Genomic DNA, 15,177 nt, shown 5'->3' on the forward strand with positions numbered 1-15,177 from the left:
GGCCCCGAGGGAGGCGAACGGCGCGCGAGGCTCACCCGCCTGCGGGCACACCCGGAATGCGCCGCACCCTGGCCTGCACGCGGCTACCCACCACCCGGGTGTGAAACGTCGGCTGGGGAGCCGTCGCCGGGCCGTGCTCCACACCTCCGTCGGAGAGCCGGAACACGCTGCCGTGCCACGGGCACTGCAGGCACGGTGCGTTGCCCGAACTCCCCGCCCGCCAGGACAGCGTCCCGTCGGACAGCGGGCCCGAGGCGTGGCTGCACCGGTCGGCCAGCACGTGCAGCTCCGCCCCGTCCCGCACGACCACCACGGGCACCTCGCCCACCATCCGCCTGCTCGGCACCCGGTCCCGCAGCTCGCTCAGCGCACCGAGGTCCGTCCAGTCCTCCGGGGCCACGTGCGGGACCGCGTCGGCGTGGTTGACCCCGGTGGACTGGTGGTACGACAGGTGCCCGCCCAGCAGCCCACCGGCCGCGATCAGCGCCAGCCCCGTCCACCCGGCCAGCACCCCGGCGCGGTCGCGCCCCCCGGCCCGCCAGCGCAGGGACAGCACGTAACTCGCCAACGCGGCACCGTTGGTCGCGGCGTGAACCAGCCCGGTGCGCTGCTGCTCCTCGTGCCCCTGCGCGAAATCGGCCGCCCCGGCCAGCGTGGCCGGAAGGCTGGTCACCACCCCCAGCCCGATCAGCGACTCGGCCGCGCGCCGCTCCCCCGCCCCTCGGTCGGGGGACGCGTCGAGCACCCCGGCGGACAGGAACGCGCCCACCGGCGCCTGCACCAGCATCGGGTGCACGGGGTGCCCCAGCCACACACCGTGGAGCACGTCCCGGAACCGGCGGTTCCGCAGCACGGCGAACACCGCGTCCCGCAGTGCCGAGGCGGGCTTGTCCAACCAGGACCACTCAGCGATCCGGTCCAGTGCGGAAAACGGGCGCATGGCCCCAGTGTTGCCCGCCACCGGGCGGCCCAAACGCCGTGCCCGGCTCGACCACCCCCGCGGGCCGGTCCCGCCCGGACAGCTCGTGCAGGAACGCGGCCAGCCCCCCGTGCGCGCGTCCCCTGGTCCGGTCGCTGGTGAACACCACCAGCTCGTTCGGCTGCCCGGTCACCCACCCGGCCTCGACGATGCGCCGCCACAACGCGTGGTCCTCGCCGGTGGCCACCGCCGGGAACCCGCCGAGCGCGGCGAACACGTCCGCGCGCACCCCCAGGTTGGCCCCGTAGACGTGGTGGTGCCCACCGGCGTGGACGTGCTCGGCGACCAGGGCCTCGTAGCGGTACCGCGCCGGCGCGGCCGGGCCCGACCAGCGCCGGATCATCGCCCGCCCCGCCACGGCGTGCGTGCCGCCCTCGGCGTGACGCAGGTGCTCGCGCGCCCAGTCCGCCGGGACCGTGGTGTCCGCGTCGGTGTGCAGCAGCCAGACCCGCCCCGGCGCGTGCGCCGACAGCGCGCGGAACGCACCGCCAGCCCCCAGGTTGCGCACCCCGCCCAGCTGCAGCGGGGCCGAGTTGACCAGCAGCGCGAACTCGTCGAACTCCGCGGCGCAGGACAGCGCGCGGGCTTCGGTGCCATCGGCGCACCGGTCGGCCACGACGAACACCCCCGTGCGCACACCGGCCGGAACGCGACGCAGCGCCCTGGACACGCTGTGCAGGCAGCCGGGGAGCAGCTCCTGCTCGTCGTGGGCCGGCACCACCACGGCCACCGCTCCGACGCGCGACCTCAACGCAGCCCCAGCACTTCGGCGCGGAACTCGGCCTCGCAGTGCGTGACCAGCACCTCCAGCCCGGAGCGCTCCCGCAGTCGCCGGTGCGCCGAGTCCCCGTCACGAGCGGCGTCGTCGGCGCGGGGCCGCCAGTGCACGGCGAGCAGCTCACCCCCGCGGCGCAGGGCGCGCACCGCCGCGTCCACGACGGCGTCGAGATCACCGGTGTCGAGGTAGTACAGGATCTCGCTGAGCACGACCAGATCGGCGCTCGCGCGCTCCGGCGGGAAGCCGTCGGGCAGCCGACGGCGGCACACGCTCACGTGCGGCCAGCCGGCCAGCCGCTGCCGCGCCCGCCGCACCGCCACCTCCAGCCCGTCGGAGGCAGCCAGCCGCGCGCACCGCGGAGCCAGCTCGGCCGTGAACGCGCCGATGCCGCAGGCCGGTTCGACCACCGCGGCATAGGCCGGTCTCGGCAGGCAGGCCAGCGCGACGGCTCGCTTCCGCCGCTCGTACCAGGAACGCGCGGTGTCCCACGGGTCGAACCACCTCTCGTGCAGCTCGCCGAAGCGTTCCAGCGGTGTGCTGCTCACCGGCGCTCCTCGAACAGCACTTCGACGTCGCGTTCGAAGTGCGCCAGCACCCGCGGGGGAAGCACGGGACCGTTGCCCGCCGGGCCCGGCCCGGTCTGGGAGACGAACTCGGCCAGCCCCGCCGACTTGCGCGCGCGCTGCTCACCGCTGAGCCGCTGGACAGCCGCACGCCGCCACGGGATCACCGCGGCGTCCGGGCGCATCCAGTGCCACATCCACACCGGGTAGGACCACACCCGGCCTCCCCAGGGGGCGGCGGCCGAGGCGGCGCGGCCCGCCGCCCGGTGGTCCGGGTGCGGATCCCCCGGCCACGGGACCACGCTCGCATCGGCCCCGGCCAGCAGCGGCCGCAGCGCGCGCGTCAAGCGCTGCTCGTGCTCGCCGAGACGGGAGTCCGGCAACGCCAACCAGGTCACCGGAGCGGTGCCCAACCCGTGCGCGCGCAGGGCCGCGTGCAGCTCCCGCCTGCGCGTGTCGGCCAACCGCGCGCGCTCCGCCGCGGACAGCGCGGGAAAGGCGGCTTCCCCGTCGGTGGCCACGACGATGGCCAGGCGCACCGCCCGCGCGGACAGCTGCTGCAGGAACCCGCCCAGCGCCAGGGTCTCGTCGTCCGGGTGCGCCGCCACGATCACCACCCGGGAGCCCTCCGCCACGTCCAAAGGCCCCCGCCGGACCCGGGCGAGCGCGTCCAACCACTCGGCTTCGGAAGTGACCGGAACGGGATCAGGAGTCACGGTCACCCCCACCCGCCCGGTCGTGCAGCACCCGCCTGCCCAGCTCGGCGAGTTCGCGCTCGCCGTGGTGCTGGCGCACGTACACCTCGAGGTCCGCCAGCCTGCGGCTGAAGACCGGGTCCCGCGTCAACGGGCCGGGGCCGCTGACCCGGGGAGCGCGTTCCAGCACCTGGCGGGCCGCGTGCTCCACGGCCGACCGGCAAGTGTCGGCGGCCCCGCTCGGGTCGGTGCCCGACTCGTCCACGATGGCGGCCGCGCGGGCCAGCGCGCTCTCGGCCGCCACCAGCGCCACGTGCATCGCGGCCACGTGCGCCAGCTGGTGCTCATCGGCCACGCCCCGGCCGAGCAGGTCGAGCACCCGATCGTGCAGCCCGACCGCCCCGCCGAGCCACACCGCCGCGACGCCCGCACCACCCAGCCGGAACCCCGGCCGCGCGGTGTAGAAACCGGGCGGGCCGACGGGCTCCCGCCCGGCCACGGGCAGCTCCCGCAGCTCGACGTCCAGCGTGCGCGAGGCGGCCATGCCGGTCGCCTGCCAGGTGTCCGGGACCGAGCGCACCCGGGAGTCGTCCAGGGCGAGGTCGAACACCACGTCGTGCTCGGCACCGCTGGCGCCCTCCGGGCGCGCCACGACCAACGCCCGGTCGAGCAGGTCGGCGCCCGAGCAGAACGGCACGGTTCCGGTCAGCACGGCCGCGTTGCCCGCCGAGGAGAGCACGGCGCCCCGTCCCGCGGCCCGGGAGGCCCACACCCCGTAGAGGGCGTTCGGCTCCGGCTTCTGCCCGGCTTCGTGCAGAATGGCCGTGGCGTCCGCGTGCCCCTCGACGAGCCGGCCCAGGGCCAGGTCCCGCCGCCCGTGCCCGGCCAGCTCGGTCCAGCGACGCGCGGTCTCGCCCCGCCCGGGCAGCGGCAGCTCCAGCTCGCCCCGCTCCAGCGCCTGCCGCAGCGCCGCCGCCACGTCCTCCGGATGGTGCAGGGGCTCGTCCCGCACCGGCCGCGCCGACTCGACGATTCGCAGCACCCGCGCCCCCTTCGCAACGGCACCGGGACTCCCCCGGTCGATGCCCCGGGGCACCGAGGGCTAAACCCGCCGCGGGCCGGGCCCGGTCCGCGCCGGCGGGTCAGACCGCGCCGGGGGAGGTCTGCCGTCGCGCACCGGCGGGGGCGCGCAGCGGGTCGCGGAACACCTCCTCGGTGATCACGCTCGTTCCACCCCGCACGGCGGCGGTGAAACCGAAGAAGGACGCGGTGATGGGGCAGATGGCCGTCTCCCCCGCGATGGTGCGGCTGCGCAGCTCCCGCATCGCGGCCGGGACCACGTAGGCCGAGACCACGGCGAAGTAGCCGCCGAGCACGACCGCCCCCGGGTTGAGCATGTTGACCGCGATCGAGACCCCCACACCGAGCCAGCGGCCGACCTCGTCGAGCCCGGACAGCGCCTGCGGATCCCCGGCCTCGGCGCGCTGGAGCAGCACCCGCGCCTGCTCCTCGGGATCGCGGAACGCCCCGTCCAGATCCGGCGCGGCCGCCCGGGTCGCCGCGGCCAGGCCGATCTTGGTCTCCAGGCACCCGTGCTGCCCGCAGCCGCACCTGCGCCCGCGGGGGTCGACCGGCACGTGCCCGAGCTCGCCGCTGAAACCGTCCGACCCGCGCAGCAACCTCCCCCCGGAGACCACACCGGCGCCGATGCCGAGCTCGCCGGTCAGGTACACCAGATCATCGGCCGTGTTGACCACGCTGCCGAACTCGGCCAGCGCCGCCAGGTTGGCCTCGTTGTCGACCGTGATCCTGGTCTCCTCCCCGAGTTCGAGCCGGTGGCGCAGCCACTCGGCGATGGGCACGTCCTGCCAGGGCAGGTTCGGCGCGTAACGCACGGTGCCGCTCGGCACGTCCACCAGCCCCGGCACGGCCACGCCGATGCCGACCAGGCTCGTGCGCGCCCTGTCCAACTCGGCGATCGCCTCGCCGGCGAGCCGCGCCAGTTCCCCGACCGCGCGGGAGGCCTCCGTGCGGACCGCGTCGAACCCCACGCGTCGCTCGACCAGCACGCGCTCGGCGAGGTCGACCCCGCGCACGGCGAGGTAGTTCGCGTTGACCTCCAGCCCCAGCGCCGCCGCCGCACTGCCGTCGAGCTCCAGCAGCCGCCCCGGCCTGCCCACGTTGCCCGTCTGGCGCCACCCGGTCTCCCGGACCAGCCTGCGCTCGAGCAGCTCGGTGACCAGGTTGGACACCGTGGCCTTGGTCAAGCCGATCCGCGTGGCCAACGCGGCGCGGGACAGCGTTCCGGGAGAGCGGATCTCGCCGAGCACGCGGGCGAGGTTGCCCCGTCGGACGGCGGTGTGGTCCACACCCCCGCGTTTGCCGTCCCGTCCGCGCCCGTCGTCGTCCTCGCGCACCCGATCTCCTCTCGAATAAGGACAATCGGAAAACTAACTCAGCCCTTCCCGGAACGCCATAGCCCGTTAAGACGAGCGCCTCGGCGGGGACACCACGACAACGGGAACACGGGACAGCCCTGTCACCAGGGGACACTCCTCATCGCGACCGGAGGACCGGCGGGATTTCCGCGGTCGCGACACCCACTGGTTCGTACACGAAATGAACCAACGGGCGTGCTCAACCGCGGGCGGGAAGCGTGAACTCCCACCCCGCCTCGCGCGCCCACGGGACGAAACGCGACACCGCCTCCACCGTCTGACCGCGGTCGCCGCCCCCGTCGTGGAGCAGCACCACGCCGCCCGGGGCGATGCCCTCGCGCAGCCTGCGGACCAGCACGTCCGCGCCGGGCCGGTTCCAGTCCCCGACCGAGAGGCGCCAGCCCAGCGGCTGCATGCCCAGCTCCGCCGCCACCCGCGGTGTCTCGCCCCAGGCGCCGTTGGGCGCGCGGAAGTACCGCACCTCGGCACCCGGGGCCGCCTCGTGGATCGTCGCGTTGGTGGCCCGCAGGTTCTGCCTGATCGCGGCAGGCGACCACGTGCTCATGTTCTCGTGCCGCATCGTGTGGTTGCACAGCGTGTGCCCCTCGGCAACGATGCGCCGCACGAGCTCCGGGTGCTGCCGCACGTGCTCGCCCCACAGGCAGAAGACCGCCTCGACGTGGTGCTCGTCGAGCACGTCGAGCATCCGCGCCGTGTTGCGCGGGTCGGGCCCGTCGTCGAAGGTCAGCGCCGCCGTGCGGCCCGCGCGTCCGGTCGAGTCGACGATGGTGGCATCCGCCGACTCGCGGGGCCCGGCCTGCGCGGAACTCACCGCGCCGAACAACAATCCGACGGCCAACAGGCCCGCGCACACCCGCCCGCGCCGTCGCCGAAATCCTCGATTCACCATAATGGTCCTCCCCCAGGACGCTCCGACGCAGAATCGCCGGAAGCGCCCGGAAAGAATACGGGAAACACGAGAAACGTAGGACCGACCTCCGGGGATGTCAACGCCGCTCACCGGCGCATTCACCCCGACCGGACGCTTCCGGAGCACGACAACGAATACACCGGACAAAGCACCGTTCCACAGTGTACTCTGCTTTACCTGGACGAATTTAGTATTTACCGTCCTTTGTGCCGCCACGACTCGGGAGCGCAATTCGAAAACAGCCGGGGAACGCATTGACAATCCGACGTGACCTGGCCAACACTGCCCGGTGTCGACAGGCCTTGATCACCGTTGATCCCGGCCATCCGCGCGAGCATCGCTTCACCGACGGGCCCGTCGGTGCTCACCACCCGTTCGAAACCCCTCACGAGGAGGAAGCATGAGCACGGAGGATTCCTACGCACGTTCGTTCGGCCGCAGGAGTTTCCTCGGAGGAGCCGGAACTGTGGCACTGGGCGCATCCGCCCTGCTGCTGCCCGGAACCGCCTCCGCGGACACGACCATCACCCAGAACCAGACCGGAACCCACGGCGGATTCTACTATTCTTTCTGGACCAATGGTGGCGGTTCGGTCTCCATGACCCTGTCGTCCGGGGGCAGCTACAGCACCTCGTGGACCGACTGCGGCAATTTCGTCTGCGGAAAGGGATGGAGCAACGGCGGCCGCAGAAACGTGTACTACTCGGGCAGTTTCAACCCGTCCGGGAACGGATATCTGACCCTCTACGGGTGGACGTCGAATCCGCTCGTGGAGTACTACATCGTCGAGAGCTACGGCAGCTACCGCCCCGGCGGAGACGACCACCGGGGAACGGTCACCAGCGACGGCGGCACCTACGACATCTACCGCACGATGCGCTACGACGCGCCCTCCGTGGAGGGGACCGCGACGTTCCCGCAGTTCTGGAGCGTCCGGCAATCGCCGAGAGCGGGCGGAACGATTACCACCGGAAACCACTTCGACGCGTGGGCCCGGCACGACATGCCGCTGGGAAGTTTCGACCACTACATGATCCTGGCGACCGAGGGCTACCAGAGCAGCGGAAGCTCCAACATCACCGTCAGCGGATGACCGTCCGCACGAGAACCCTCCCCGGTCGGATCGACGGCCCGCCCTGATCCGACGAACCGGTGCGGACCGTCCACAGCGGACGCCCGGATGCGTGGGGCGCGGGCCGTTCCGGCGGCGTGCGCCCCACGGCGCTCGTGCACACCTACACCTTCTCGGACCGAAGCTCCGCCCAGCCCCGGTCGTGGTGCTGCCCCAGGCGTGCCCGAGGCACTCGTGGCCCGCGGTTGGCCAGCACGACGGCAGCGGCGACGAACGGCACGAGCACGGCCGCGACCGCGCTGAGCCAGGAGATCGCCGTGGCCAGGGGAAACCGCAGCGTCAGCAGACCGACCGCCACGGCGGGCCCACCGGTTCCGCAGTAGAACGCGAGGTACAACGCGGAGTTGATCGCCGCACGCTCCCGCGCCGGTGCGACCGCGTCCACGGCCGCGGCGGCCCCGCCGTAGGCCGGACCGTGCCCGAATCCGGCCACCACCGCCGCCAGCACGGTCACCATCAGCGCCCCACCACCGGTCCACGCCAGGGCCGCGAGCGCGGCCAGCAGCGCTCCCAGACCGATCAGCTGCGCACCACGCGCACCGCAGCGCGACACCAGAGGCTGGGACAGCACCGAGCAGACCAGCACGGCACCGAGCACGCCGCCGATGACCGCCAGGTCGTCGATCCCGGCGGCGCGGCCGAGCACCGTCGGGACGACCGCCAGGAAGAGACCGGCCACGGTCCAGGCGAGAAAACCGGTCGCCGCGGCGGAGGTGAACAGCCACCGCATCCCGGCCGGTATGCGCGGGCGCGTCGGACGCCAGCGGGCCACGCGCGCGGCGGGCGCGCTCAGCGCCGAGACGCGGTACCACCCCACCGCGAGCAGAACCAGGTGCACCACGTACGGCAGCACCCGCGGCGCGGGCGCGTACTGTGCCAGCAACCCGGCCACCACCGGCCCCGCGGCGGTTCCGCCCACGAAGGCCACACCGGCCAACACCGACGCCCGCCCCCGGTTGCCACCGGAAGCACGCGCCGTGATCAACGCCGTCGTCGCCCCCGTGGCCGCGCCCAGCGCCACCCCCTGCGCGGCGCGGCCGAGCAGCAGCCAGCCGGGTCCGGTCGCCAGCGCGAAGCACCCCGAGGCGAGCGCGGCCACCACCACGCTGATCCGCAGCACCGCCCGGGAACCGAGCGCATCGGCCGCCGAACCGAACAGCAGCAACGCCGGAGCGCTGACCAGCGCGAACATCGCGTAGATCAGCGTCATCGTCAGGTCGCCGAACCCGAAGGCGTGCTGATAGCCCGGGTACAGCGGGCTGGGCAGATAGGCCCCGGCCGTGAGCACCACCAGCAGATACACCGCCGTGCGCACCTCGCGCGCGTCCCGGCGACTCCGGTGCACGATCCGACCGTGGGAAGCACCGGCACAACCCTCGTCGAAGATCCCTTTGAGCAGCACAACCACATCCTGGTGCTCGACACCAGCAAAGAGAAGCAAACGTTCGTGCAAGTAACTGTGTAAAATATTTGCATGATCGATCCGAAGCTGCGCGTGCTGCAGCTGGTGGCCCACCACGGCACGGTCACCGCCGCGGCGGCTGCGCTGCACTACACTCCCTCCGCGGTTTCGCACCAGCTGCGTCAGCTGGCCGCCGAGCTCGGCGTCGAACTGGTGACCCAGTCCGGCCGCGGCATCCGCCTGACCACCGCGGCGCACACCGTGCTCCGCCACGCCGACGTGCTCCACGCCCAGGTAGAACGCGCACGCGCCGAGCTGACCGCAGCCACCGAGGCGGCAGGCGGATCGTTCACCCTGTGCGGCTTCTCCACCGCCGCCATGCACCTGCTGCCCCCGGCCGCGGCCACCCTGCGCGACCACTACCCCCAGTCCACGGTGCGGGTCATCGAAGCCGAACCCGCCCGCTGCTTCGACCTGCTGCTGGCAGGCGACGCGGATCTGGCGCTGCTGATCGCCACCGCCGAGACTCCCCCGACTTCGGACACCCGCTTCGAGCAGCACCCCCTGCTGGACGACCCCCTCGACCTGGTCGTGCCCAGCGGGCACCCGCTGGCCGCCCGCAGGAGGGTCACCCTCGCCGACGCCGCCGACGAGCCGTGGATCGTGGGCCAGCCCGGCAGCACCTACCACCACCTGGTGCTCACCGCCTGCATGGCAGCCGGGTTCACCCCCAACATCGCCCACTACGCCGACGAGTGGGACACCGGCACCGCCCTGGTCGCCCACGAGTTCGGCATCATCCTCGTGCCCCGACTCGCCCGGCTGCACGAGGACCGGCCCGTGACACGCATCCCCCTGCACGGCGAGCCCGCCCCCGCACGCCGCATCCTCGCCGCCACCCGCCGCGGCAGCCGCGAGCACCCCGTGGTCACCACCGCCCTGGACACCATCACCACCACCGCCACCGCGCTGCACCCGGCACCCCGGCAGCCCGCCGAGCAGGAGGAATGAGCGGAGAAAGCGAATTCACCCGAGGCCACCACTGCTCGTCGTCATCCCGCCGGGCGGAATCAACCTCGGCGCGAAAGCACGCTGTATGAGGTCCAACCGGCCGCTGTCGGTCCGGATGACCTCTCGCGCTGGGAAGAAGGACGCGGCGGAACCACTCTCGGCAACATGTGGACCGTCGCCGAGCATCCGAACAGGCGGATGGTCTAGGCCACGATTCCCAAGAACTCCTGACGAAGCGGTTCGTTCGGTTCGGCTGCTCATCCGGATTGGGTGAGCAGCACCGACGTATACGGCGAACGCTCCACGAGGCGACAGAGCACACGAGGCAGCTAACTATTCGAAGTTCCCCGCAACGCTCCCGCTCTCGGCGTCTCACACGCAGGCTGTCCGACCGCCCACACGAGTTCCGCCCCGAAACCTCACTGCTGCCCCGGCCAGTCCACATCGGACTCGGTGGGCTGCTGATAAGCGAATCTGGCCACGTCGAAGCCGTACAGCTGCCGGATATCGGTGGCGATCCGGACGGGAAGCGCCCAACTCGGACAGACCACCCGCCCCGCCCCCCGCTTCCAACGGTCGACGAGACCGTTCTGCACCGGATCGTCGAGCTCCCTCAGACCGTGGGGTTCAGCCGGGTCACCGCAGCCCCGTTGACCGAGGTGCACCGGCGGGCACGTGGCTCAGCACCTACTGCGCGGATGGAGCGCTCGCCACGCGCCGCCGAAGCTCCGAGACCCGCCGACTGAGCTGATGGTTCACCGACATCAGTCCCAACAGCAACAACCCGACTCCGAGCCCGTACGAGTTCGCCCCACCGACCGGATCGATCAGCTGATCCCCCAGCAACACGCTCACCCCGGCCAACATCAGGAACAGGGCCACCACACGGTGGTACATCGCTGCCATGAAACTCCCCTTCAGGACTCGCCCTCAGCAGTTCCCGGAACTGCTCCGTTCAGTGCCACGAACAGGTTCGTCCGCAGCTGTGATCATGGTCTGAACGGGGGATTAGAGGATCTTCATCCTCCGCGCCCTACTCCACCGAACCGGCCTCGGCGACCGACGAACCAGCGATCCGTCCCGCCGCCCGCTCAGCTCACGGCCGCTGCCTGTCCCGGCCGCGCGCGGGCCGCACCGGCGCGACCTCCGCCTCGGTGGGACCGTCGACCACGGTGTTGGCGATGCCACCGATGCCCTCGACGGTCATCTCCACCACGTCGCCCGGCCGCAGCGGCGGCGGCTGCCCAGCACCGCCGGTGCCCCACAGCTCGGCCAGGCACCCGCCGTTGCCGCAGGTGCCCGAACCGAGCACGTCACCGGGACGCACCCGGCTGCCGCGCGCGGCGTGCGCGACCAGCTCCTCGAACGGCCAGCCCATATTGGACAGCAGGTCCCGGCCGAGCTCGACCCCGTTGACCGAGACGGTCATGGCCAACCGCAGGAACCCGTCGGCGTCCCGGTGCGGTTCCAGCTCGTCGGCGGTGACCAGCACCGGCCCCAGGGTCCCGGCGAAGTCCTTGCCCTTGGCCGGGCCGAGCCCCACCCGCATCTCCCGACGCTGCAGATCACGGGCGGACCAGTCGTTGAAGATCGTGTACCCCGCGATGTGCGAACGCGCCCGCTCCGGGGTGAGATCGGCCCCCACCCGCCCGATGACGGCGGCGACCTCGAGCTCGTAGTCCAGCACCGCGCACCCCGGCGGGACCGCGACCTCGTCGTGCGCGCCGATGAGCGAATGAGGGTTGGTGAAGTAGAAGGCCGGCGCCTCGTACCACTCCGGCACCACACCGGCCCGCCCCTCCACACCGCGGCGCACCCCCTCGACGTGCTCCTCGAAGGCCACGAAGTCCCGCACGGTGGGCGCTTCCAGCGGCGGCAGCAGCCGCACCTCCTCCAGCGGGACCGAGTCCCGCGCGGAGAGCGCTCCACGACCGGCCGCGAACAGCCGGTCCTCCCGCAGCAGGTCCAGCACCGTCGTTCCGAGCGGCAACCGGTGCAGCACACCGTCCACGACGACGCCGCACCGCACGGCCCCGCCGGGTTCCTCCACTGTGGCGAAACGCAACCTCGCTCCCTCCTCGTCGTCTCCGTCCCGGCCCCGGCGGTGCGATCACACCGGCGGCGCCTGGAACAGCCCGCGATCGGGATCGTTGAACGACTTCTTGGCGACGAACTCGTCCATCGGGTTGGCCGTGCCCCACTGGTCGGAGACCATCGGGTCGGTCAAGTCGTGCAGCCCGGGGTGCCAGGTGTCCTCGTCGAGCCGCTCCAGCTCGGTGGTGTACTCGACGGTGTTGCCCTGCGGGTCGAGGAAGTACGAGAAGGTGTTGTTGCCCGCCCTGTGCCGGCCCGGCCCCCACACCTTCTCCACCCCGGCGCGCATCAGCCTGCCGGAACCGCGCATGTACTCGTCGAGGCCGCGCATCTCGAAGCTGGCGTGGTGCAGCGAGGCGTGCGGGCAGCGAGACACCGCGAAGCTGTGGTGCCAGTCGTTGCAGCGCAGGAACCACATCATGCGGCCATTCTCCGGGTGCATCAGCACATCGGACAGCGCGAAGTCGAGGTGGCGCCGGTAGAAGTCGACCGTGGCCTCCGGCTCGGCCGAGTTGACCACCACGTGCGACAGCCGCACCGGCACGGACTCGGCCTCTTCGATCCTGCGGTGCGGGCGCAGCGCCACGTCGCTGGAGATCTCCACGGTGCGGCCCTCGTTGTCGAAGAACCGGAAACCGTAGCCCCCGCCCGGGGTGGCGATCACGCCCGGTTCGGAGATCAGCCGCACCCCGCTGCGCCCCAGCCGCACGGCCAGGGCGTCCACATCGGCCGCGTTGGCGGCGCCGAACGAGACCAGGTCGATGCGCTTGTCGGCGGCCTCACGCAGCCGCACCACGTACTGCTCCGGCGAGCCCTCCGCGGCCAGGAAGCTCACCCCCGTGTCGGCGGCGACCTCGGTCAGCCCCCACAGGTTGCGGTAGAACTCCAGCTCCCGGTCGAAGTCGGGCACGGCCACCGCGATGTGCCGCAGGTGCGTGATCAGGCGATCCATGGGAAACCCTCCCGGAGGTGCGAGCGTTACTGCGTGTCCTGCTCTCGCCCGGCGCGCGGAACGAGACCGAGGAGTTCGGCGTTTCCGGTGCTGATGGCGTGCTGGTCCTCTACGGACAGCTCGGCCGCGGCCAGCCGGTCGACGGGATCCGGCACCCCCATGTCGAACGGGTGGTCGGAACCGAGCAGCACCCGGTCGGCGCCGACCGCGGCGACCAGCGCGCGCAGCGCCTCGGGGGTGTGCACCAGCGAGTCGAACCAGAGCCCGCGCAGGTAGCTGCTCGGCGGGTGCGCGCACTCCCGCGCGTCGGGACGCACCTGCCAGGCGTGGTCCGAACGGCCGAGGTAGGTGGGCAGGTAGCCACCGCCGTGGGCGGCCAGCACCCGCAGCTCGGGGTGCCGGTCCAGCACGCCGGAGAAGATCAGGTGGGACAGCGCCACGGCGTTCTCCACCGGCTGGCCGACGGTGTTGGCCAGGTTGAAGCGATCGAGGCGGGCGCCGAGCGTGCAGCCGAACGGGTGCAGGAAGACCACCGCCCCGCGCCGGGCCGCGCGCTGCCAGAACGGTTCCAGCCGCGGGTCGGACAGCTCGACCGTGCCGCCGTCGGGTCGCTGGGCGTGCGAGGAGATCTCCACCCCGGCCAGCCCGCGATCCAGCGCGTCGTCCAGGGCAGCGGCAGCCAGCTCCGGGTGCTGCAGCGGGACCAGCCCGAGCCCGTGGAACCGGCCCGGGTCCGCGGCGACCGTGGCGGCGATCCCGCGGTTGGCGGTCAGCGCCACCGTCCACGCCGGACCGGGCTCGGCCCAGTAGTGGTACTGCGACGGCGAGGGCGACAGCAGCTGCGCGTGCACCCCGGCCGCGTCCATGTCGCGGCGCCGCGCGTCGAGGTCGGTCAGCCGGTGCATCCGCTCGGCAACCATGCGCCCGGACACGGCACTCGACTCCGCGCCCTGGCGCTGCAGGTCCAGCTCCTGCTGGGCCCGCAGCCCTGCAGCACCGGTCACCGCGTCCTCGACCTCGGTCAGCAGCACGTGCGCGTGCACGTCGACCACCGGGGCGCTCGGCTCTCCGCTCATGCCGGCCGCCCCACCACGCGCGCCACCCGGTCCATCAGCTCGGGGACGTCGCCCTGCTCGCCGTCGAGCAGCCACTGCCCCAGCTGCACGGAGGAGTCCACCACGGTGCGGGCCCGTTCGAGCCTGCGCGCGGTGAAGGCCTGCCACAGGGTCTCGTCCACCCGGGCCGAGTCGCTCAGCAGTTCGGCGAGCACGGCCGCGTCCTCTAGCGCCAGCGCCGCGCCCTGGGCCAGCGTGGGCGGGCACACGTGCACCGCGTCGCCGATGAGCACGACCCGGCCGCGGTGCCACGGCCCGTCCAGCAGGTGCGACTCGAACCACGTGTAGTTGATCCGGGACGGGTCGTCGAGGTGCGGGCTGATGTCGTCCCACGGCCCGTGGTAGTGCTCGGCCAGCTCCCGCATCACCGCCAGGCGCCGCTCGGCGGGAAGCTTGCTGCGGTACTGGGCGTCTTCGACCAGGTAGGCGTAGAGACCGTCCTCGGACACCGGGCAGTACCCGGCGATGTAGGCGGCCCCGCCGTAGTAGAGGTCGGTGTGGGTGACGCTGTCCGGCCGGGGAGTGAACGCCCGCCAGATGCCCATGCCGGTGGGGCGGGTGCTCAGCTCGACCCCGAGCATCCGCCGGGTCGAGGAGCGCACCCCGTCCGCGCCGACCGCCAGGTCGTAACGCGCCGAGGTGCCGTCGTCGAAGTCGGCCAGCACGCTGTCGGCGTCCTGCTCGAGCCCGGTGCAGCCGGTGCCGAAGTGGACGTTCACCCCCAGCTGCACCGCCCGGTCGGTGAGCACGCGGGCCAGGTCGGGGCGGTACATGCCGAGCGTGGCGGGCAGGTCGTCGCCGCCGGTGCGGGTGTCGGTGATCTCCTCCAGCAGCTCCCCCGAGGGGGCGCGCATCCCCAGCGTGGAGAAGGGGTATCCGCGGCGCCGGACCTCCTCCCACACGCCGAGCCGGCGCAGCACGCGCAGCGCGTTGCCCTGCAGGGTGATTCCCGAGCCGAGCGCGGTCACCTCGGGGTTGGTCTCGACCAGGTCGACGGCGACGCCCTGCTCGGCGAGCAGGACGGCGGTGGCGGTGCCAGCGGAACCACCGCCGATGACGAGTACGGAACGGACGGCGGGCATCTCGG

General features: G+C 72.6%; 16 protein-coding genes. 2 read left to right on the top strand and 14 right to left on the bottom strand.

Translation table 11 applies throughout. From position 1 onward, the window contains the following. Positions 1-31: 31 nt before the first annotated feature. The 7 genes from G9Q41_RS03390 to G9Q41_RS03420 all read right to left on the bottom strand — a co-directional run bounded on the left by G9Q41_RS03390 (position 32) and on the right by G9Q41_RS03420 (position 6,360). Positions 32-940, bottom strand: a complete 909-nt coding sequence (locus tag G9Q41_RS03390) for a Rieske 2Fe-2S domain-containing protein (protein WP_165631259.1) — start codon at positions 938-940, stop codon at positions 32-34. Then, positions 906-1,730, bottom strand: a complete 825-nt coding sequence (locus tag G9Q41_RS03395; protein WP_207630371.1) for a glycosyltransferase family 2 protein — start codon at positions 1,728-1,730, stop codon at positions 906-908. The genes G9Q41_RS03390 and G9Q41_RS03395 overlap by 35 nt, the downstream gene beginning before the upstream one ends. Further along, positions 1,727-2,302, bottom strand: coding sequence for an SAM-dependent methyltransferase (locus tag G9Q41_RS03400; RefSeq protein WP_165631257.1), 576 nt, complete (start codon positions 2,300-2,302; stop codon positions 1,727-1,729). Before G9Q41_RS03400 ends, G9Q41_RS03395 begins: the two co-directional genes overlap by 4 nt. Next, positions 2,299-3,036, bottom strand: a complete 738-nt coding sequence (locus G9Q41_RS03405; RefSeq protein WP_165631255.1) for a PIG-L family deacetylase — start codon at positions 3,034-3,036, stop codon at positions 2,299-2,301. The genes G9Q41_RS03400 and G9Q41_RS03405 overlap by 4 nt, the downstream gene beginning before the upstream one ends. Continuing rightward, positions 3,026-4,057 carry an acyl-CoA dehydrogenase family protein gene (locus G9Q41_RS03410; RefSeq protein ID WP_207630369.1) on the bottom strand — a complete coding sequence of 344 codons (1,032 nt, stop codon included), beginning with the start codon at positions 4,055-4,057 and terminating at the stop codon, positions 3,026-3,028. Before G9Q41_RS03410 ends, G9Q41_RS03405 begins: the two co-directional genes overlap by 11 nt. A gap of 100 nt (positions 4,058-4,157) precedes the next feature. Then, complete coding sequence (locus G9Q41_RS03415; RefSeq protein WP_165631253.1) at positions 4,158-5,432, bottom strand: ROK family transcriptional regulator; 1,275 nt, start codon at positions 5,430-5,432, stop codon at positions 4,158-4,160. Between the two features lie 220 nt (positions 5,433-5,652). Next, entirely contained in the window at positions 5,653-6,360 is a 708-nt protein-coding gene (locus G9Q41_RS03420) for a polysaccharide deacetylase family protein (RefSeq protein ID WP_347567423.1), read from the bottom strand. Positions 6,361-6,784: 424 nt separating this feature from the next. On the opposite strand from G9Q41_RS03420, the gene G9Q41_RS03425 reads away from it, so the two are divergent. After that, complete coding sequence (locus G9Q41_RS03425) at positions 6,785-7,477, top strand: glycoside hydrolase family 11 protein (protein WP_092521071.1); 693 nt, start codon at positions 6,785-6,787, stop codon at positions 7,475-7,477. A 142-nt stretch (positions 7,478-7,619) separates the two neighbouring features. Here G9Q41_RS03425 and G9Q41_RS03430 read toward each other — a convergent pair whose 3' ends face one another. Then, positions 7,620-8,918 carry an MFS transporter gene (locus G9Q41_RS03430; RefSeq protein ID WP_347567422.1) on the bottom strand — a complete coding sequence of 433 codons (1,299 nt, stop codon included), beginning with the start codon at positions 8,916-8,918 and terminating at the stop codon, positions 7,620-7,622. A gap of 72 nt (positions 8,919-8,990) precedes the next feature. On the opposite strand from G9Q41_RS03430, the gene G9Q41_RS03435 reads away from it, so the two are divergent. Continuing rightward, positions 8,991-9,929 (top strand): LysR family transcriptional regulator, encoded by a 939-nt coding sequence (locus tag G9Q41_RS03435; protein ID WP_165631249.1) that lies wholly within the window; start codon positions 8,991-8,993, stop codon positions 9,927-9,929. 419 nt (positions 9,930-10,348) lie between these two features. Here the strand turns inward: G9Q41_RS03435 and G9Q41_RS03440 are convergent, their stop codons facing one another. The 6 genes from G9Q41_RS03440 to G9Q41_RS03465 form a co-directional block, all read right to left on the bottom strand. After that, positions 10,349-10,525 carry a hypothetical protein gene (locus G9Q41_RS03440; RefSeq protein WP_165631247.1) on the bottom strand — a complete coding sequence of 59 codons (177 nt, stop codon included), beginning with the start codon at positions 10,523-10,525 and terminating at the stop codon, positions 10,349-10,351. A 91-nt stretch (positions 10,526-10,616) separates the two neighbouring features. After that, complete coding sequence (locus G9Q41_RS03445; RefSeq protein WP_165631245.1) at positions 10,617-10,835, bottom strand: hypothetical protein; 219 nt, start codon at positions 10,833-10,835, stop codon at positions 10,617-10,619. 190 nt (positions 10,836-11,025) lie between these two features. Further along, positions 11,026-11,994: a fumarylacetoacetate hydrolase family protein gene (locus G9Q41_RS03450; protein ID WP_165631243.1), complete on the bottom strand. Its 969-nt coding sequence runs from the start codon at positions 11,992-11,994 to the stop codon at positions 11,026-11,028. Between the two features lie 45 nt (positions 11,995-12,039). Then, positions 12,040-12,975, bottom strand: coding sequence for a VOC family protein (locus G9Q41_RS03455; RefSeq protein WP_165631241.1), 936 nt, complete (start codon positions 12,973-12,975; stop codon positions 12,040-12,042). Between the two features lie 26 nt (positions 12,976-13,001). Next, positions 13,002-14,051: an amidohydrolase family protein gene (locus G9Q41_RS03460; RefSeq protein WP_165631239.1), complete on the bottom strand. Its 1,050-nt coding sequence runs from the start codon at positions 14,049-14,051 to the stop codon at positions 13,002-13,004. After that, positions 14,048-15,172, bottom strand: coding sequence for an FAD-dependent oxidoreductase (locus G9Q41_RS03465; protein WP_165631237.1), 1,125 nt, complete (start codon positions 15,170-15,172; stop codon positions 14,048-14,050). Before G9Q41_RS03465 ends, G9Q41_RS03460 begins: the two co-directional genes overlap by 4 nt. Positions 15,173-15,177 lie beyond the last annotated feature (5 nt).

The organism is Actinopolyspora sp. BKK2 (genome assembly GCF_011291845.1).
Taxonomy (GTDB): domain Bacteria; phylum Actinomycetota; class Actinomycetes; order Mycobacteriales; family Pseudonocardiaceae; genus Actinopolyspora; species Actinopolyspora saharensis.

What these genes read in the sequence shown, in the direction of transcription:
- G9Q41_RS03460 (WP_165631239.1), bottom strand. Translation starts at nt 14,051, where the DNA reads ATGAGCGGAGAGCCGAGCGCCCCGGTGGTCGACGTGCACGCGCACGTG.
- G9Q41_RS03425 (WP_092521071.1), top strand. Translation starts at nt 6,785, where the DNA reads ATGAGCACGGAGGATTCCTACGCACGTTCGTTCGGCCGCAGGAGTTTC.
- G9Q41_RS03455 (WP_165631241.1), bottom strand. Translation starts at nt 12,975, where the DNA reads ATGGATCGCCTGATCACGCACCTGCGGCACATCGCGGTGGCCGTGCCC.
- G9Q41_RS03435 (WP_165631249.1), top strand. Translation starts at nt 8,991, where the DNA reads ATGATCGATCCGAAGCTGCGCGTGCTGCAGCTGGTGGCCCACCACGGC.
- G9Q41_RS03445 (WP_165631245.1), bottom strand. Translation starts at nt 10,835, where the DNA reads ATGGCAGCGATGTACCACCGTGTGGTGGCCCTGTTCCTGATGTTGGCC.
- G9Q41_RS03465 (WP_165631237.1), bottom strand. Translation starts at nt 15,172, where the DNA reads ATGCCCGCCGTCCGTTCCGTACTCGTCATCGGCGGTGGTTCCGCTGGC.
- G9Q41_RS03390 (WP_165631259.1), bottom strand. Translation starts at nt 940, where the DNA reads ATGCGCCCGTTTTCCGCACTGGACCGGATCGCTGAGTGGTCCTGGTTG.